Below are 17,426 nucleotides of genomic sequence, written 5' to 3'. Positions count from 1 at the left end.
TTAACGTTTGATTGAAAGATCGACAACCAACTAGATAAAAGAAAGCCTTACTCTTGACATAAGTGCTGTATGATAAGAGCTTGCCATGACAAATGCATGACAAGCTTCTTTTTCAATATGCAATATTGGGCTAAATTTGCAAACTTCAAGTCGCCCAATATCATCTATCTATTATAAGCTAATTGCTACCTAGGTGATAGCAATCAGTATCAATTAGAAACGATAGTGTGAGAACGCTTTATTTGCGTCAGCCATACGGTGAACTTCGTCACGTTTTTTCAGTGCATTACCTTTGCCATCAGCCGCGTCTAGCAATTCACCTGCTAAACGTAAAGCCATAGATTTTTCAGAACGTTTTGCAGCCGCATCAACTAACCAACGCATTGCTAATGCAGTACGACGGGAGGGACGTACTTCCATAGGAACTTGGTAGGTAGCACCACCCACACGGCGAGCTTTTACTTCCACCATTGGGCGAACTCTTTCTAACGTATCTTCAAAAAACTGGACAGGATCAACGCCCGAGTTTTTTTCTACAACACGGTCTAATGCACCGTATACGATTGATTCTGCAACTGATTTTTTACCGTCAACCATTACATGGTTGATGAATTTAGCAAGTGTTTTGCTACCAAATTTAGGATCTGGTAGGATTTCACGGGCAGCGATGACACGACGTCTAGGCATGATAATTTCCTTGTGTATTCAGGGTAGTCTGGTAGCTAAGCGGTTGCTTTTCACCAGCCTTACTGCATAGTGTTGTAAAACTATAATCAACTATGCAAACAATGTTAAAAAATGGGGTTAAAAACGGCTAAAATTATGCTTTAGGACGTTTTGCGCCGTATTTTGAGCGGCCTTGTTTACGATCTTTTACGCCTGCACAGTCAAGTGCGCCACGAACGGTATGGTAACGAACACCTGGTAAGTCTTTTACACGACCACCACGGATAAGTACAACACTGTGCTCTTGTAGGTTGTGACCTTCACCACCGATGTAGCTTGATACTTCAAAACCTGACGTCAAACGCACACGGCATACTTTACGCATCGCTGAGTTTGGTTTTTTTGGTGTGGTAGTGTATACACGGGTACACACGCCACGGCGTTGTGGGCAAGCTTTTAAAGCTGGCACTTTTGATTTTTCAGTAATGGTATTGCGACCTTTACGAATTAATTGATTTGTAGTTGCCATAAGGCACTCTCTCCCGTTTGTTGTCAAAAAATCTCTAAAAACCGCTAATAAGCTATTTTTAGGACAGCGTATTATAGAGATTTTTGTTGGTTTTATCAACTAAAAAATCACCTAGATAATGTAGATGATGATTATTAGCAAAATTTGAAGAAAAGTAGGGGAAGGCAAATCATCAAACATTGTGTTTATCAAGCATACTGGGTTCAAGCCCACTGTGAATTACATCACAACAGATTAAAATAAAAAAGACTAAAACTAAAAGAACCAATGCGTTAACTTTGAAAACCTTAAGAAACTTATCGGTTAAAAGTCAACGCATCGGTTCTAGCTCAGTTATTATTTATTGTTGTTATTCAATGATTCCAAAAAATTCAATTTAATGATGGTGATTTTAAATAATTGTAATTTTAAATTTCTTATTTTTTTTATAATTTTTTTAAATTAACAACGTGATGTACTGACATTTTATTTTTATTTATTGGGGTTATCATCGTTATTGGTTATTAAGCTTGTCATCCGTTGTTAAAGCTATTTTGCCAAATTTAAGCGGGTTAGTCTTTTTAGGTTTGGTGAATAACGTTGATATTGATAACTAAAAATGTGACGTTGCTGACGGGTTGTGTAAAAGTTTGTGTAACATGACTTAAAGTAACGAACTTTATCGTAACTAGCCTTAAATTAATAAGCACTAGCTAAAACTAATAAAAAAGGCAAAAGCCAGACAGCTAGCTTTTACCTTGTTATATGAGCGCAAAATTATTCTTCAGTCATATGGGTCAACTTTGGCGCGGGGGCAAATACCGACATCGCAATTTCAATCACTTCATTGATAATAATATTGTTGTAAGCCGTACCCAAACCAACCGCAGTGAGTGGAATGACTTTATGTAAAAAACCGAAATTAAACTGCTCAATGTTAATATTAAACTGCGTCGATAGTTCTTCTAGTTTGGTTAATATGCCCATCGCTGATTGGCTGTCTTCTTCGGCAAGTACTGCCGTTCTATACTCTTCAATCGACTGGTCGGTCATCGCTTCAAATATACCCAAGCCTGCCAGCAAAGTTTGCTTTTCTTGCAATTTATTGAGATCCACTTTAGCTAAAATTTCATAAGCGATGGCGATACCTTGTTGTCCCGTCAACGGACGGTCATAGATTGCACTGATTTGGAAAATCGTCCGCAAACACACCGCCAACAACCACATTGTATCTACCAAAATACCGGGCAAACCCGCCAAATTACTAAGTCCACCCAAGGTAGCTAAAACACGGTTTTGATCGCCAATACTGCGGGCTAGGGCTTGTCGCTCACTAGCAACCAAAGTGTCTTTAAAACGCCCATCACGCGCCAAATCAAAATTCGCCCAATTTTGCGACAGTTTACCGACTTGGGAAAAAACCGCATCCGTTGCTTTATCAAAAATCGCCTTGGGGATTAGTGAGGTTGCCATTTTGCTATAGCTGCCAAATGGGGTTTTACCAAGTAGTTTTTTTGATAGTTTGGGAATATGCTCATGAAACGCATTTTTATCATTTGATAACGCTTGTTGAAGGCTATCAAAATCAATATCCGCTAATGGTTTGTTTTGTATCGTATCTTTTGCGCTCAGTTGTGCTAATTTATGACCTAGCGCTTCAAAGACACGGCGGCTAATAGAAGTGGAGGCTGACATGAGAGTTATCCTTAATATTATGCTTTTTTATTGGGAAATACTGTCGTAGTAAAACAGCGTAAAGAAAGTGACCGCACTTTTCAACTTTAATGCGTAAAGAGACGTTACACAATGATATCTTTTGTCGATTTAGTTGAATGTTGTGCGTGTAGCTATATTGGATTAAGACAACATAACTAACCATAGTCGTGGTCTAAGAAATATTTTGTAACATTTTTGGGGAAAAACTAGGCAGGTGAAATCGAGAGGGGTACAATAGCATGATATTTATCATCAATTGATTAAACCAAAAGGAATGGTATATGCAGCGCGTTGTAATCACAGGGGCAGGACTTATCTCATGTATTGGTAATGACTTAGCCACAGTCAGCGAGTCGCTACAGCAAGGCAAATCGGGGTTGGTATTTAATCCCATTTATCAAGAAAAAGGCTTTAAAGCCTGTATCTCAGGTAGTATTGATGACGATAACCTAGATACCTCGCATATCGATCGCAAACTTAAACGCTTTCTGTCAAAAGCCAGTTTATACGCCTATCTAAGTGCGCTACAAGCAATCGAGCAAGCAGGATTGTCATTAACAGATATTGCTCATAACACTAATATCGGCGTGGTAGCAGGTTCGGGTGGGGCATCGAGTGCCGATGTGGCGGCAGCGGTTGATGCAATGCGCGAAAAAGGCTTGCGCGGTGTCGGCGCCATGGCAGTGCCAAAAACCATGGCAAGTACGGTATCAGCCAGTGTTGCAACGGGATTAAAGATTGGCGGGGTTAGCTACTCTATTGCATCAGCTTGCGCGACCTCAACGCATTGTGTGGGTCATGCCATGGAGCTGATTCAATTGGGTAAGCAAGACATCGTGATTGCAGGGGGCGGCGAGCAAGAAGACTGGACACAATCTTGTATGTTTGATGGTATGGGTGCGATGAGCACACAATATAATGACAAGCCGCAACTCGCCAGTCGCCCTTACGATGCAGATCGAGACGGCTTTGTGATTGCCGGCGGTGGTGGCATGGTGGTGATTGAGAGCCTAGACTCTGCGAAACAACGCGGCGCGACTATTTTGGCAGAGATTGTTGGCTATGGCGCAAGCTCTGATGGGGCGGATATGGTGGCACCCAGTGGGGTAGGTGCGGTCAACTGTATGAAACAAGCGCTTAAACAAGCAGGCTTAAACTCCGTTGACTATATCAATACTCATGGCACTAGTACCCCCATTGGGGATATCACTGAGCTTGAAGCGATTCGCCAAGTGTTTGGAAGTGAGTTGCCACCGATTAGCTCGACCAAATCAATGACAGGTCATAGCTTGGGTGCGGTAGGGGTGCAAGAATTGATTTATTGTTTATTGATGCTCAATCAAGGCTTTATTGCGCCCAATATCAATATTGAAACCTTGGATGAGAAAGCCACAGATTTTGATATCGTCCGTGAAACGCGTCAAGTCAATTTAAACACTATAATGACCAATAGCTTTGGCTTTGGTGGTACCAATGCAAGTTTAATCATCAAAAAGTTTGTTGAATAAATACTGATGGACGATCATAATTGATAAAAATAGGCGATGACAGTTACCCGATTGTTATCGCTTTTTTGACGCTAAATATAATCATAAAGGTAAAGCATGTACCCAATGCCAAGTTTACAACATCTTGCGCCCTCTCAACTCATCACCCTGTTACAGCAGTTTAATACGACCAATAATCATGCAATCTATCCGATTTGGCTCAATAACGAGGGTCAAAATGTCATCGGTTTATTGCCAAAAACAATTTTTGAAATACATTCTCAAAATCAGCTTACCCAAAAGCAACGTCAAAATTGCCCATTCGATGATTTTGGGTACTATGATATCGTGATTAATACTAGGGCTGATACTGCGACTAATACTACCGCTAATAGGGCAGCTAAGGGTGTTGATATTAGCGAATTAACTGCTGCGCTTGAGGCTTATCAACAGCTATCACTTAAACAGTCTGCTAGCCAACATACGGCTAATGTGGGCTACCAAGATGGCTTGATGGGATTTATTAGCTACGATTTATCAGCGTATCATTTAGCAAATGCAAACCGTGTAGCAAATGCAAACCACATGCAAACAAGGGCACATCACGTAGAATCTAGTTACTTAACGCCCAATCAGCCGCAGCTATTTTTGGGACATTACGATATTTATTTGACCTATCAGCACCAGAAGTGGCATTTACATACAACCACTGAGGAAGCCATGGCGCAAGCCGCCACCATCGAAAACTGGCTAAATGATTTAGTCAGTGACGTCAAGCTTCCTACACCAAAGCCGCTTAGCTTGTTACCTTTATGGCAAAAATCTGCGTACCACCAAGCTTTTAACAAAATCCAAGACTACCTAACAGCAGGGGACTGTTACCAGATTAATTTAACCCAGTGCTGGCAAGGTGAGTTATCCAATCAGCAGTTGGTCGATTATTTGCCAAGCTTGCATCAGTCCACCCAGGCGCCGTTTGCAGGATATCTAGCACTCGGCAATTACGAGTTACTAAGCTGCTCGCCAGAGTTGTTTTTTACCTTTGCAAAAAACGCGCAAGGCGAAAATTGCATCATTACCAAACCGATAAAAGGCACGCGCCCACGCGGACAAAACGTAGCTGCTGACCAAGCCAATAAAAATGAACTTGCTAGCAGCGAAAAAGACATCGCCGAAAATGTCATGATTGTCGATTTGCTGCGCAATGATTTGGGCAAATATGCCAAGACTGGGACGGTAAAAGTCCCAAAACTGTTTGATATCGAAAGTTTTAGCAATGTGCACCATATGGTGAGCACCATTACCGCCACCCTCAAAGATGACATTAGCCCTTGGACGGTATTGTTTGAAAGTCTGCCCGCGGGCTCAATCACGGGTACACCCAAAAAGCGCGCCGTAGAAATCATCAATGAATTGGAAGCTAAGCCGCGCGGGGCTTACTGTGGTACCATGGGGTATCTCAATTTTGATGGCACAGGGCAATGGAATGTGCTGATTCGTACGCTACAAGCTTCAGATAGTAATGTCAGTCTGTGGGCAGGCGGCGGCATCACGATTGCGTCAGACTGTGATGCAGAATACCAAGAATGTTTTGATAAAGTAGGAAATTTACTAAAAATATTGCACCAGTAAAGTTACAACAACCTGCCATCAAGTGCGGTATTGAGTTCAGCTGCACTGATGGGCACGCTTTCGCCCTCAAATAGATTAAACACTAGGTCAATATCATAAAAGGCGATATGGGTATCCACAATCGCCAATTTTTTGCGACCCAATTGCGGGCTAAATGCCAATAATGCAGATTGATGCGCGAAGCGATAAGTCACCACCTCGCCTGTTTCGATATTTTGGCATTTGATAAAAAACTGCATAATAGGGTCACTCATGACGGTCAAACCAAATTTGTTAAGGTATCTAGTAAGCGCTGATTTTGTTCTGCCGTGCCGATGGTAATACGCAAATAATCGCTAATTTTTGGCTTGTTAAAATGACGAACAATCACCCCTTGCGCCCGCAATTTTTCAAATACCTGTATGGTTTCCCCCATTGAAGCAGGTGGTTTGGCAAACAAAAAATTGGCTTGTGAAGGCAAGACAGTAAAGCCTAATTGGGTCAAAGCTTGAGTGACATCATGGCGTAGTGCGATGACTTTTTGGTTGCAGGCAACAAAATAGTCGTTATCTTGCAAGCTAGCAACTGCGCCTGCTTGGGCAAGACGGTCTAGGGGATAGCTGTTAAAACTATTTTTATACCGATTTAACGCTTCAATGAGTGAGTGATTGGCAAACGCCATGCCGACACGCAGCCCTGCTAATGAGCGAGACTTTGAAAAGGTTTGGGTTACCACTAAGTTATCATATTTGTTAATCAAACTGACCGCAGAGGCATTGGCTGTGTCTGCAAAATCAATATACGCTTCATCAATCACAATGACCGCATTGCGATGTTCTTGTAGAAGTTTTTCAATATCCGCTAGCGGCAAAAGCACGCCCGTTGGTGCATTGGGATTGGCAATAATAATGCCACTACACGGGCGGCGATAGTCATCGACATCAATGCTAAAATCGGCTTTGAGCGCAATGGTCACCAAGTTCACATGGAAAGTATCGGCATACACAGGATAAAAACTATAACCAATATCAGGGGTTAATACCGAACGGTCTTTGACAAAAAAACAAGCAAAAATATGCGCCAAAACTTCATCAGAGCCATTACCGACAAAAATTTGATTGGGGGCTACATCATAAACTTGTGCCATCACCGCACGTAGTTCATCGGATTCTGGGGCAGGGTAACGCTTTAAATGATCGGCTTGATTGAGCAAAACTTGTGCGATGGCTTCAGCGACTTTGGGGGAAGGTGGAAAAGGGTTTTCATTGGTATTAAGCTTACACAAATTGTCATGCTTGGGCTGTTCACCCGGTGTATAGGGCGTTAGGTTGCGAATCAAAGTGCTCCATAGTCGAGTGTTGATTTCGGGCGTTGCATCTGCGTTTGAAGTAAGCGTATCCACCATGACAAATCCTTACAAGATAATCAATGTGTTAAATCAATGTGGCCAGTCAATTTGCTAAGTCAATTTACCAAATTAAGTTACCAAACCAATGCGCCAAAGGCTGGCACAAACAATACATAGTAGCATAAATTGGTTGAAAATTTATCCATCGTAGTCCACTGATATTATAAAATTTGGGCTAACGGTTGAGCAAGGCTGATAGACAGTGAATTTTTAGCCGTTATGTGAATAAACCGTGCGCTGGCTTGACGAATGTGTTAAAAGATAACCTTTTAAATCAAGCCCGTTAAATTAAGCCCATGAAAATAAGCTTACTAAATCACCCGTGCTAATAGATTACCTAGTTAAAATTTTGGAAGATGTATGAAATTCTCAGCGTCGCAATCGAGCGAGTCGAATATTCACCCTGCTGCTAACGCGTCTCAGATTTCGGTAGCGACTGCCCCGACCAAGGCATTAATTATCACGGTAGTCATTGCCATTTTACTCCTCGCTATCAATATGCGCGCGCCCATTATTGGGTTTGGTGCGGTAGCAAAACTGGTTCAGCAGGATTTGGGGTTAACGACCAAAACCATTGGTTTGATTGGTACGATTCCTGTCATGGCATTTGCATCGAGTTCGTTTGTTGCGCCTATGCTGTCACGGCGGATTGGCTTAGAAAACACCATGATTTTGGCAACCAGTTTGCTTGCCATCGGTATTTTTGTGCGAGTGGCGCATCCGCAATTAGGGTTTTTGCTAGCGGGCACGGTGCTGCTATCGTTGGCGATTTCACTCGGCAATGTATTAATCCCTGCCGTCATCAAAAAATACACTCCCAATCACATTGGGCTGGTGATGGGAAGCTATTCGATGTTTTTGTCGGTATTTGCTGGCTTTGCGTCAGGCATTGCGATGTGGCTTGTCAGCTTGTCCAATTGGCAATTTGCACTGGGTGTATGGGGCTGGGTATCCGTGGCAGCGGTAGCGGCTTGGCTAATGGTCGCTCATTTGCGGTTACGGCAAAAAATTAGCACCCATGATGCTCAAGTCATTAATCAAGCGGTTGCCGAAGCAGCACAACCAAGCCGAAAATCAGTCTGGAAAATCCCGATGGCGTGGTGGATTAGTGCGTTTATGGGTTTGCAATCACTACTTTATTATACGCTCGCCAGTTTTTTACCGTCGTTACTCATTGATAAAGGGCTGAGCAAAGCGCAAGCCGGCAATGTGGGCATGGTGTTTCAATTGGTCGCTTTTCCTTCGATTTTACTATTGACCAAATGGGTCTCTAGTCAGTGGAATTTACGCACGTTAGCGTTGCTTGCCGCAGTGGGAAACTTGGTGGGTGTGTTTGGCTTTGGGTTTTTGCCCCTGCAAGGCTGGGTATGGGTTTGGAGTATTGCATCAGGCTTTGGATGTGGGGTGATTTTCACCTTATGTATGATGATTTTTACCTTAAAATCAAAGGATAGTCAACAAGCCGCTGAACTGTCGGGGATGGCACAAACAGTGGGTTATAGTATCGCGATAACCGGTCCGATTGTGACAGGGTGGCTTAAAGACTTGAGTCATACTTGGACACTATCGATGGGGTTTTTAACGATTTTAATGGTACTTAATTGTGTGTTTAGTTGGTTGGCAACACAAAACAAAGCGATTGAATAGCAAGTAAAAATTTGCGGTAACCTTGCGCGTTTTACCTCGTATTTTTATGTTAAAGGCTTGTGTATCTTTCAGCTAAATTGAGTAAAAAATCCTGTTTATTGCCAGCTTTTTATCTATACTGTGAGCGTCATTACCAATGCAATTAACGGCAAACAACGGCAATAGTATTGGTAATGCTCTATTTTATCTTTAACAACTATATAGCCAATCTTGGTAGCCAGCCATGATAGCCAATCAGGCGATAACGTTGTCTAGTCAAGATTAGCCATCTTATAAAATTAGCCACAAAAAAAATCATCAGAGGAAAATAATATGTCAAACGATAAACGTATTTCAGACGCAATGGAACAAGCGCTAAACAAGCAAATGATGGAAGAAGCCACACAAGCGCAGGCGTATATTGCGCTAGGTAGCTGGGCGGAAGTGAATAATTACCCAGGTATTGCAGATTTTTTCTACAAGCATTCGGCTGAAGAACGTAATCATATGTTCAAATTTTTAGCTTATATCAACGAGCGTGGTGGCGAAGCTAAAATTGAAGCGATTCCCGCACCGCGTGACAACCCTGTCAGTCTTGAAACCTGTATCGAAGACGTCTGGCAACATGAGTTAGAAAATTCAAAAAAAATCTATGCACTTGTGGACCAAGCCATGGCAGAGCGCGATTGGGCAACGTTTAATTTTTTACAATGGTTTGTCAAAGAACAAATCGAAGAAGAAGCGTTAATCAATAATCTACGTGATAAATTTGCCTTGGCATCAAAAGATAAGGCGGATAATCAAAACTTCTATGAGTTGGATAAAGACATGGCATCAGCCTCTCAAGAAGGTGATTTGCCGCGTGAAAAATCGGTGGAATAATTTTTGCCTGCATAAAAAAAGCTGAGAATCAATCTCAGCTTTTTTTGTATTTCATTATTATTTAATTTCAGTTTTTACTTCAGTGTGAGCTTAGCTTTGTGAATTAACTTTTTAAACTAACGTCACTGGCATCGACTGGCAATTGATTGGGTTTTAATGCCACAGGCTGTGATACCAACGCCGCTTTAAATACTTCATCAATCGTTTCTACTGGCTGGATGCTTAGGCCCTGTTTGACATTGTCAGGAATATCAATCAAGTCACGCTCATTGGATTTTGGAATCAACACGTGTTTGATACCGCCACGATGCGCTGCAAGCAGTTTCTCCTTCAAGCCACCGATACGTAGCACTTTGCCACGCAAAGTAACCTCACCCGTCATGGCAATATCGGGGCGAATAGCAATACCCGTCATCGCAGAGGCTAACGCAAGCGTTAACGCAATACCGGCGGATGGACCGTCTTTGGGGGTCGCACCTTCTGGCATATGCACGTGGATATCTGTGCCTTTGAGCTTATCGTAGCTGACGCCTAAGCTATCAGCACGGGCGCGAACTACCGTCATCGCCGCACGAATTGACTCTTTCATCACATCGCCTAGTGAACCTGTAAAACTTAGTTCACCCTTACCTTGCACCGCAACCGCTTCAATGGTCAATAGCTCACCACCGACTTGTGTCCAAGCCAAACCTGTGACACGGCCGACTTCAGGTTCTTGCTCCGCCAAACCATAATCGAATTGGTACACACCCAAGTAATCAGCGACATTTGAACTATCGACTGTTAATTTGTGTGCCGCGGTTTTATCTTCCGCTTTGTCTTTGCCTAATGATTCAACGTTTTGTTTCACCACTTTGCGGGCGATTTTGTTGATTTCACGTTCAAGGTTACGCACACCTGCTTCACGGGTATAACGCTGTACGATCGCTTTGAGTGCCTCATCGGTGATATCAATTTCAGTATCACTTAAGCCGTTTTGCTGAATCGCTTTTGGTACTAAGTATTTATCCGCGATGCTGATTTTTTCATCTTCGGTGTAACCTGGCAGACGAATCACTTCCATACGGTCAAGTAGGGCAGGCGGAATATCCATACTATTGGCGGTACAGATAAACATCACTTGTGATAAGTCTAAATCCATATCCAAGTAGTGATCGTTAAAGCTATGATTTTGCGATGGGTCTAACACTTCAAGCAACGCTGAAGCAGGGTCACCACGAAAGTCTTGCGCCATTTTATCGATTTCATCGAGTAAAAATAGCGGATTTTTTACGCCCACTTTTGAAAGTGATTGTACGATTTTACCTGGCATAGCGCCGATATAGGTACGTCGGTGCCCACGAATTTCGGCTTCATCTCGCACGCCGCCCAATGCCATACGGATAAACTCACGACCTGTCGCACGGGCAATAGATTCACCTAAAGAAGTTTTACCCACCCCAGGCGGACCTACTAAGCAGAGAATCGGACCTTTTAAGGTATCCACGCGAGATTGCACTGCCAAAAACTCCAAGATGCGGTCTTTCACGTCTTGTAAACCATAATGGTCAGTGTCAAGCACGTCATGGGCTTTATTGAGGTCAATTGAGACATCGCTGGTTTTGTTCCAAGGCGTATCTAAAATCCACTCGACATAGTTGCGTACGACCGATGATTCAGAAGAGGCAGCAGGCATGGTTTTGAGTTTACGAAACTCATTTTCTGCTTTTTTACGCACTGCTTCTGGCAAATCAGCTTCCGCTAAGCGTTTTTCTAGCTCAGCAATGTCATCATCTTCATAATTTTCACCGCGTTCTTCATGAAGGTCAGAAAGCTCAGATTTTATCGCTTTCATTTTTTCATTTAAGAAATACTCACGCTGGTTGTTTTCCATCTGGCGACGTACCGCTTCTTGTAATTCTTGCTCGATATTGTGCTCGGCACTTTGCTGAATCAAATAGTCTGACAACTCTTTGATATGCGCAGTCAAATCATCGACTTCCAAAAAGTTTTGTTTAATCGATAAATTGAGTGAGACACGCGTCGCAATGAAATATACCAACTCTTCAAGTTGCGTGATGCGCTCAGCCACACGAATCAACTCGCGTGAGTTACGTAGGCGATTTTCTGCGTATTTGCTAAACAAAGCAACTAACGCTTCTTTGTGCGATTTTTGCGTTTTAGCCGTCATATCCACGGTGATAGGCGCTTTTTCAAAATCGGCCAGTAATACCGCTTCTTCCTCATCGCTGTCTTGGATATCGACCAATTTGGCACGGTACAGACCTTCAATCAGCACTTTGATGCAATTTTCGTCATTTTCATGTGGCATGGTATTGACCACACGGCACACCGTACCATATTCAAATAGATTACTGGCATCAATGTCTTCAGATAGTGAGTCTTTTTGTGCCACCACCAATACTTTATTGTCAAATTCATTCTGCGCAAGCTCGACTGCTTTGACTGAAGGCGTACGACCCACAAATAAAGCAATTTGCATTTGTGGATACACCACAACGTCACGTAAAGCTAACAATGGTAGCGTAGTGAATTCTTGCGATTCAGATGATTCTGGATTTGTCATTAAAACATCATCTTGCATATACTATGTCCCCTTAAATAACACAACAAGCAACTGACCATTTGTGAGCAAATGATGGCTTGCTGATAGACTTAAAAATATAAATGGCGTCAATGCAAAAAATTGCAAGGCTGGTCACACAAAGGGGGAAAAAACGACCAGCCAAGGGCGATAAAATGGTAAACAAGTGCTAAAAATAACCACCGCAATCGTGCACTGAGCCTAATGCCGCTGTAATATTGATTTATATTTATCTAATTTTTTAGGCTAGTTGATACGTCTTTAATTTATGCATGTCTAGCTTATACGTATCTAAAAGTCGTCCAAGTCTTCAGAATTCACTCGGGTAAAGGCATCAGCTTGGGTTAAAAGTTGCGTTAATCTAGCGGGATTCATGACACTGGCAATTTCTGCATCGCTTAATTCATTAAGATTTTCAGTTAATTCGGCATTATTAGTTGGTGAGTCTGAAGCGGTAGTTGGAATGCTGTCATTGTTTTTTTTGTCGTTCATCTAATTATTATCCATTTATTGTTTAGACACCAAATAGCGTCGGAATATCCATAGGTTACTCGGCGTGATAAGGGCATCAAGCCTGATATCCCAAGGATTAGCATTTAATTTTTCAACCAATTGAAAATCATAAGCCCAGCCAATTTTAAGCGGTTTGCTTTTAACCTTGGCTAAGGTGCGGTCATAGTAACCACCACCCATCCCCATACGATTGCCAATTTTATCCGCTGCCACTAACGGCATAAATAATACATCAAGCGCCGCTACGTTAAGCATTTTTCCTTTCTCAGGTTGGCGCATACCCAGTGGATGTTTGGGTAGGCGAGATTGTCGCCAAGTTTTTTGAGTAAACTCGATAAATACAAGCGGCTGATGTTTGCCGGTGACGACAGGTAAATAAATACGATAACCGCGCTGCCTTGCCCAATCCATCAGCGGTTGGGTAGGCATCTCCCCAAAGGCATCTGCAAAAATCCCGATCTTGACGTTTTTGCCAGTTAAAGCAGGATGCTGTAGTCGGTTTAAACCTCGTCGTGCTTGATAAGCGGCGCGATTACGGTGGCGCTTGGATAAGCGTAGACGTTGTTGACGTAACTGTTTACGCAAGTGATGAGCATTCATAGATTCACAGCGATGATGTAATGGTTATAGATTATAGTTAAGCCATTGATAATAAAGCATGATAATAAATCAAAATCAAAAGAAAGCCAAATGGCTGATTTGGCTAATTAGGTTTAGTTGCTTAGCTATTTATTCACTTATTTATTTGCTTAAACACCCAAACATCCTACCGATAGTGTACAACCCATAACAAGTGTCCACTACCTGTTATGCCATTCCCTTTGAAATATTTGAAAAATAAAGCATTTTTGCGGACGGTGATACTGAGTTTTAGTAGCCCTACGGACTCAAACTTAACTAGCAGCGCCTGTAAAAGATGATATGATTGCTGATAACGAGGATGACGGTTTATGTATACGTCTTTAAATTTTTATCTCAAGTCCAATTACTAAAGTTTGGCTTGTAAGTTAGCTGGTTTGTAGTTTATGTTGCATTTTTTTAAATTGCTGTGTTGATAACTTAGGAAAAATTAATGGATGCACTCAGTATGTTGCTTGAAGATATACATTTGTATCAAACTCAGTATCACTATATACACGCCACTGGGGAGTGGTCGTTTGAGTTAGATAAAAAAGATTGTATCGTGTTTTATTTGGTTACCACAGGTGGGATTAGTATTAAAGTCGATGATGTATATCGCAACGCACGCGCGCGCGATGTGGTCATGGTGCCAGGCGGCAAAAAACACCTTATTTGTGGTGTGGGGCAATCGGATATCCCATCAATTGACATTGCTCCGTTATTAAGCAACCAGACTGTTGAAACTATCAACTTGGGTAAACCCGCCATTCATAGCAAAGGTGATGAGCCAGCGCAAACAACTGAAATGGTGGCGATTGTGTGCCATTACGATCGAGAGATTACGCGCCCGTTACTCAGCGCTTTACCAGAAATTTTGCCAGAAAGCGAATCAAACGATGAGCAAAAAATGATTATGCTTGATTTGGGTGTCAAATTTTTGGCATTAGAGTCTGAGCAGAACCGACTTGGTAAAATGACCATTATCAATCGTATCGCCAGTATTTTGATGATTGAGTGTGTGCGCAATTATATTGAGGACTTGCCCGAAGCGACGGATAATTGGCTAAAAGCTGTGAAAGATCCTTACCTTGCCAAGGCGTTGGCAGTCATGCATGATCGACCTGAGACCAATTGGACCATTCATAAGTTAGCTGAAGTCGCCGGGATGTCACGCAGTAGTTTTGCCGAGCATTTTCGTGAAGTGGTGGGGGTGCCGCCGTTAACTTATTTAACGGACTATCGACTTCGTCTTGCGGCGCGTTATTTACGGCTACAAGAAAATAGCATCAGCCGTATCAGTGAGTTAGTGGGTTATGCCTCCGATAGTACCTTTAGCCAAGCATTCAAACGCGTCTATAAAATGTCACCACGAAAATATCGCCAGTCGTTTCGAATCGATGGTGTACATTTTGCTGATAGCTTGAGCGAGGAATAAGTCGGTAGTCGAGAACCCTGAGTAACCACAAAAAAGCAGGTTTGCTGCGGTTTTGTGGTTATCGCTACTTTTATAGCAAGCTCTATGTCTTATGACGAGTTTTATCGCAACTAAGAATGCCCAGTCTATTTTCATAGCAATATCTGTTAGGTTATGTCGATAGGGGTATGATATAGTGACAAGCACTGTCCCATATTTTATCAGCTGCGATTGCCAACATGGAAACTTCAACTACCAAAGGTCAACCTGTCGAAGCACATGGCTTGCACATCAAGCCCAATCCAGAAGACCCTGCGATGGACCATCGTGGTGTTAACCCAATGGATGTGACCAGCCAATATACGGCCGTGTTTCATGCCCAAGAAAACGCGGTAACCCAGTATTTTGAGCACTCCCATCCCAACCAACTGTTATTTTATATTTCCAGTAAAAAATCCCAGTTTATTGAAACTAAAAAACTGCAAGTCGCCAAATATTTAAACATGCGCGATAATGTTGGGCTGATGCAACTGCAGCATTTGTTCAATAATTTACATATCGTCGATGATTTGGTGATGTCGATTAGCCATCATTTACCGCCGCAGCGACCGATTGGTTGGCAGGTTGTCAGCCAAAACAAAAATTTAATGAACTTACCAACCGTAGGCTTGATGCCATCATCCGCTGAATTTCGCGGTCTTGAGCATAGTTTGGCGGCAACCGTGATTCAGTTTTTGGGCGTGGCGTGCTATCACAACGACCGGGGTTATTTTGTGGGGCATATTCTAGGTTATTTATTTAGTTGTTATTATTTTGCCCATCTCGGTGTCAACTATTCAGTCACGCCATTAAAAGAGGCGGCGATTCTCAATTACCCTTACCAAGTCATCAATGTGGCAGAATTGGTGAGACTATTGCAATCACTCGATGAGTCACTCAAAGCGCAAGTTTATCAATTAGCCATCTATTGTGCGCAAATCAGTGAATACGCCGTTGACAAACGAATCGAAAAAATGCTGATTACTGAGGTCAATAGCTTTAACAAACAAGACTTGCGCGATGAGCTATCGGTGTTGGTACAATATGATTCCAATGAAAACGAGTCTTTATTTCAGCCTATTAAGCCTTTAAAATAACGCTAATTTTACCCGTTGGGAACTCACATGCCCGCATTTCAGTACAAAGCCATGGATACCCAAGGCAAGTCACACCAAGGTATTCTTGAGGGCGATTCTGCTAGGCTAATCCGCCAACAACTGCGCGATAAAAATTTACTGCCTGTCGAAGTCTCACCTGTACAAAAAACCGATGTCAGTCGCAACCGATTGTGGCAAAAAGGGGTGGGTGCGTATGATTTGGCATTAATCACCCGCCAATTGTCGGTGTTGTTGGCAGCGTCCATACCGATTGAACAAGCGTTGCAAGCGATTGCCAAACAAAGCGAAAAACCGCATGTCAAAGCGTTGATGCATGGCGTACGCGGCAAAGTATTGGAAGGCTATAGCCTAGCGAGCGCGCTACAAGACTCTGGTAATTTTCCAGCGATTTATATCGCCACCATTGCCGCAGGTGAGCGCTCGGGACATTTGGATTTGATTTTAAACCAGTTAGCCGATTACACCGAAAATCGCTTTGCCATGCAAAAAAAGGTACAAGGCGCGATGGTGTATCCGATAATCTTGCTGATGATGGCGGTGACAGTGGTGGTGGGCTTGATGAGCTTTGTCGTGCCAAAAATTGTCAAAGTGTTTGAACAATCCGAGCAAGCGCTGCCATGGATCACCCAAGTGGTGTTGACATTGTCTAACCTCTTAACCCAATGGTGGTGGCTGATATTAAGCGGGCTAATCGGTGCGGTTTTTTTATTTGTGAAGTTTATTAAAACGGTGGCAGGCAAAGCCACTTTTGACCAATTTATCTTGCGGTTGCCGGTGTTTGGCAGATTATCGCGAAATCTGAACGCATCACGTTTTGCCAGTACGTTAGCGATTTTGGTACGTTCAGGGGTGCCGTTGGTGGAAGCACTAGCCATCGGCGCGGCAGTCACCACCAATACCCATATCAAACATACCATCGTGAACGCCACAGAAAAAGTCACCGAAGGCGCGAGCCTATCAAGCCAGCTTGAGCGCAGTAATTATTTTCCGCCGATGATGGTACAGATGATTAAAAGCGGTGAAAATTCAGGCGAGCTTGATGACATGCTGACGCGTGCAGCAGCGATGCAGCAAAATGAAGCCACCAATATGATTAGCACGCTATTGTCGCTACTTGAGCCGCTGATGTTGGTACTGATGGGGGTGATTGTCATGACCATTGTGATGGCAGTAATGCTACCGATTATCAATATGAATGATTTGGCAGGCTAAACCCTAAAATCGCCAAACAAT

Annotated in this window: 15 protein-coding genes; 7 read left to right on the top strand and 8 right to left on the bottom strand. The window is 42.7% G+C overall.

Going from position 1 to position 17,426, the window contains the following annotated elements; genetic code table 11:
• Positions 1–213: 213 nt before the first annotated feature.
• The 3 genes from rpsG to H9W84_RS08140 all read right to left on the bottom strand — a co-directional run bounded on the left by rpsG (position 214) and on the right by H9W84_RS08140 (position 2,869).
• A complete protein-coding gene (gene rpsG, locus H9W84_RS08150; protein WP_007116467.1) occupies positions 214–687 on the bottom strand; it encodes a 30S ribosomal protein S7 in 474 nt (157 codons plus the stop codon).
• Positions 688–820: 133 nt separating this feature from the next.
• Positions 821–1,195 (bottom strand): 30S ribosomal protein S12, encoded by a 375-nt coding sequence (rpsL, locus tag H9W84_RS08145; RefSeq protein WP_007116468.1) that lies wholly within the window; start codon positions 1,193–1,195, stop codon positions 821–823.
• Between the two features lie 756 nt (positions 1,196–1,951).
• Positions 1,952–2,869 carry an EcsC family protein gene (locus tag H9W84_RS08140; protein WP_239742935.1) on the bottom strand — a complete coding sequence of 306 codons (918 nt, stop codon included), beginning with the start codon at positions 2,867–2,869 and terminating at the stop codon, positions 1,952–1,954.
• Positions 2,870–3,171: 302 nt separating this feature from the next.
• Here H9W84_RS08140 and H9W84_RS08135 point away from each other — a divergent pair, with 302 nt between their 5' ends.
• Both H9W84_RS08135 and H9W84_RS08130 read left to right on the top strand, forming a co-directional pair.
• Positions 3,172–4,398 carry a beta-ketoacyl synthase N-terminal-like domain-containing protein gene (locus tag H9W84_RS08135; protein WP_219331570.1) on the top strand — a complete coding sequence of 409 codons (1,227 nt, stop codon included), beginning with the start codon at positions 3,172–3,174 and terminating at the stop codon, positions 4,396–4,398.
• Positions 4,399–4,494: 96 nt separating this feature from the next.
• The gene (locus H9W84_RS08130; RefSeq protein ID WP_239742933.1) at positions 4,495–6,009 is read left to right on the top strand and encodes an anthranilate synthase component I family protein; all 1,515 of its coding nucleotides are present in this window, start codon (positions 4,495–4,497) and stop codon (positions 6,007–6,009) included.
• A 2-nt stretch (positions 6,010–6,011) separates the two neighbouring features.
• On the opposite strand, the gene H9W84_RS08125 is transcribed toward H9W84_RS08130, so the two are convergent.
• Both H9W84_RS08125 and hisC read right to left on the bottom strand, forming a co-directional pair.
• The gene (locus H9W84_RS08125) at positions 6,012–6,263 is read right to left on the bottom strand and encodes a hypothetical protein (RefSeq protein WP_239742931.1); all 252 of its coding nucleotides are present in this window, start codon (positions 6,261–6,263) and stop codon (positions 6,012–6,014) included.
• A gap of 5 nt (positions 6,264–6,268) precedes the next feature.
• Positions 6,269–7,393: a histidinol-phosphate transaminase gene (hisC, locus tag H9W84_RS08120; protein ID WP_065253275.1), complete on the bottom strand. Its 1,125-nt coding sequence runs from the start codon at positions 7,391–7,393 to the stop codon at positions 6,269–6,271.
• 363 nt (positions 7,394–7,756) lie between these two features.
• On the opposite strand from hisC, the gene H9W84_RS08115 reads away from it, so the two are divergent.
• Both H9W84_RS08115 and H9W84_RS08110 read left to right on the top strand, forming a co-directional pair.
• Positions 7,757–9,043, top strand: coding sequence for an MFS transporter (locus tag H9W84_RS08115; RefSeq protein ID WP_239742929.1), 1,287 nt, complete (start codon positions 7,757–7,759; stop codon positions 9,041–9,043).
• Between the two features lie 312 nt (positions 9,044–9,355).
• Entirely contained in the window at positions 9,356–9,904 is a 549-nt protein-coding gene (locus H9W84_RS08110) for a ferritin (protein WP_007116475.1), read from the top strand.
• A 103-nt stretch (positions 9,905–10,007) separates the two neighbouring features.
• On the opposite strand, the gene lon is transcribed toward H9W84_RS08110, so the two are convergent.
• The 3 genes from lon to H9W84_RS08095 all read right to left on the bottom strand — a co-directional run bounded on the left by lon (position 10,008) and on the right by H9W84_RS08095 (position 13,601).
• Positions 10,008–12,488 carry an endopeptidase La gene (lon, locus tag H9W84_RS08105; RefSeq protein ID WP_239742926.1) on the bottom strand — a complete coding sequence of 827 codons (2,481 nt, stop codon included), beginning with the start codon at positions 12,486–12,488 and terminating at the stop codon, positions 10,008–10,010.
• Positions 12,489–12,779: 291 nt separating this feature from the next.
• Positions 12,780–12,980, bottom strand: a complete 201-nt coding sequence (locus tag H9W84_RS08100) for a hypothetical protein (RefSeq protein WP_050325827.1) — start codon at positions 12,978–12,980, stop codon at positions 12,780–12,782.
• A gap of 15 nt (positions 12,981–12,995) precedes the next feature.
• Positions 12,996–13,601, bottom strand: a complete 606-nt coding sequence (locus tag H9W84_RS08095; RefSeq protein WP_239742925.1) for a 5-formyltetrahydrofolate cyclo-ligase — start codon at positions 13,599–13,601, stop codon at positions 12,996–12,998.
• 472 nt (positions 13,602–14,073) lie between these two features.
• On the opposite strand from H9W84_RS08095, the gene H9W84_RS08090 reads away from it, so the two are divergent.
• From H9W84_RS08090 to gspF, 3 genes are all read left to right on the top strand, one after another.
• Positions 14,074–15,057, top strand: a complete 984-nt coding sequence (locus H9W84_RS08090) for an AraC family transcriptional regulator (protein WP_239742923.1) — start codon at positions 14,074–14,076, stop codon at positions 15,055–15,057.
• A 218-nt stretch (positions 15,058–15,275) separates the two neighbouring features.
• Positions 15,276–16,172, top strand: a complete 897-nt coding sequence (locus H9W84_RS08085; RefSeq protein ID WP_239742921.1) for a hypothetical protein — start codon at positions 15,276–15,278, stop codon at positions 16,170–16,172.
• 27 nt (positions 16,173–16,199) lie between these two features.
• Entirely contained in the window at positions 16,200–17,405 is a 1,206-nt protein-coding gene (gene gspF / locus H9W84_RS08080; protein ID WP_239742920.1) for a type II secretion system inner membrane protein GspF, read from the top strand.
• The last annotated feature ends 21 nt before the right edge of the window (positions 17,406–17,426 follow it).

The organism is Moraxella tetraodonis (assembly GCF_022359095.1).
Lineage (GTDB): Bacteria > Pseudomonadota > Gammaproteobacteria > Pseudomonadales > Moraxellaceae > Faucicola > Faucicola tetraodonis.
The sequence above is the reverse complement of the archived record's forward strand: the minus strand, read 5'-3'. Positions and strand labels throughout refer to the sequence as shown.

Excerpts from the sequence above, each read along its gene's own strand:
- rpsG (WP_007116467.1), bottom strand. The coding sequence starts at position 687 with ATGCCTAGACGTCGTGTCATCGCTGCCCGTGAAATCCTACCAGATCCT.
- rpsL (WP_007116468.1), bottom strand. The coding sequence starts at position 1,195 with ATGGCAACTACAAATCAATTAATTCGTAAAGGTCGCAATACCATTACT.
- H9W84_RS08140 (WP_239742935.1), bottom strand. The coding sequence starts at position 2,869 with ATGTCAGCCTCCACTTCTATTAGCCGCCGTGTCTTTGAAGCGCTAGGT.
- H9W84_RS08135 (WP_219331570.1), top strand. The coding sequence starts at position 3,172 with ATGCAGCGCGTTGTAATCACAGGGGCAGGACTTATCTCATGTATTGGT.
- H9W84_RS08130 (WP_239742933.1), top strand. The coding sequence starts at position 4,495 with ATGTACCCAATGCCAAGTTTACAACATCTTGCGCCCTCTCAACTCATC.
- H9W84_RS08125 (WP_239742931.1), bottom strand. The coding sequence starts at position 6,263 with ATGAGTGACCCTATTATGCAGTTTTTTATCAAATGCCAAAATATCGAA.
- hisC (WP_065253275.1), bottom strand. The coding sequence starts at position 7,393 with ATGGTGGATACGCTTACTTCAAACGCAGATGCAACGCCCGAAATCAAC.
- H9W84_RS08115 (WP_239742929.1), top strand. The coding sequence starts at position 7,757 with ATGAAATTCTCAGCGTCGCAATCGAGCGAGTCGAATATTCACCCTGCT.
- H9W84_RS08110 (WP_007116475.1), top strand. The coding sequence starts at position 9,356 with ATGTCAAACGATAAACGTATTTCAGACGCAATGGAACAAGCGCTAAAC.
- lon (WP_239742926.1), bottom strand. The coding sequence starts at position 12,488 with ATGCAAGATGATGTTTTAATGACAAATCCAGAATCATCTGAATCGCAA.
- H9W84_RS08100 (WP_050325827.1), bottom strand. The coding sequence starts at position 12,980 with ATGAACGACAAAAAAAACAATGACAGCATTCCAACTACCGCTTCAGAC.
- H9W84_RS08095 (WP_239742925.1), bottom strand. The coding sequence starts at position 13,601 with ATGAATGCTCATCACTTGCGTAAACAGTTACGTCAACAACGTCTACGC.
- H9W84_RS08090 (WP_239742923.1), top strand. The coding sequence starts at position 14,074 with ATGGATGCACTCAGTATGTTGCTTGAAGATATACATTTGTATCAAACT.
- H9W84_RS08085 (WP_239742921.1), top strand. The coding sequence starts at position 15,276 with ATGGAAACTTCAACTACCAAAGGTCAACCTGTCGAAGCACATGGCTTG.
- gspF (WP_239742920.1), top strand. The coding sequence starts at position 16,200 with ATGCCCGCATTTCAGTACAAAGCCATGGATACCCAAGGCAAGTCACAC.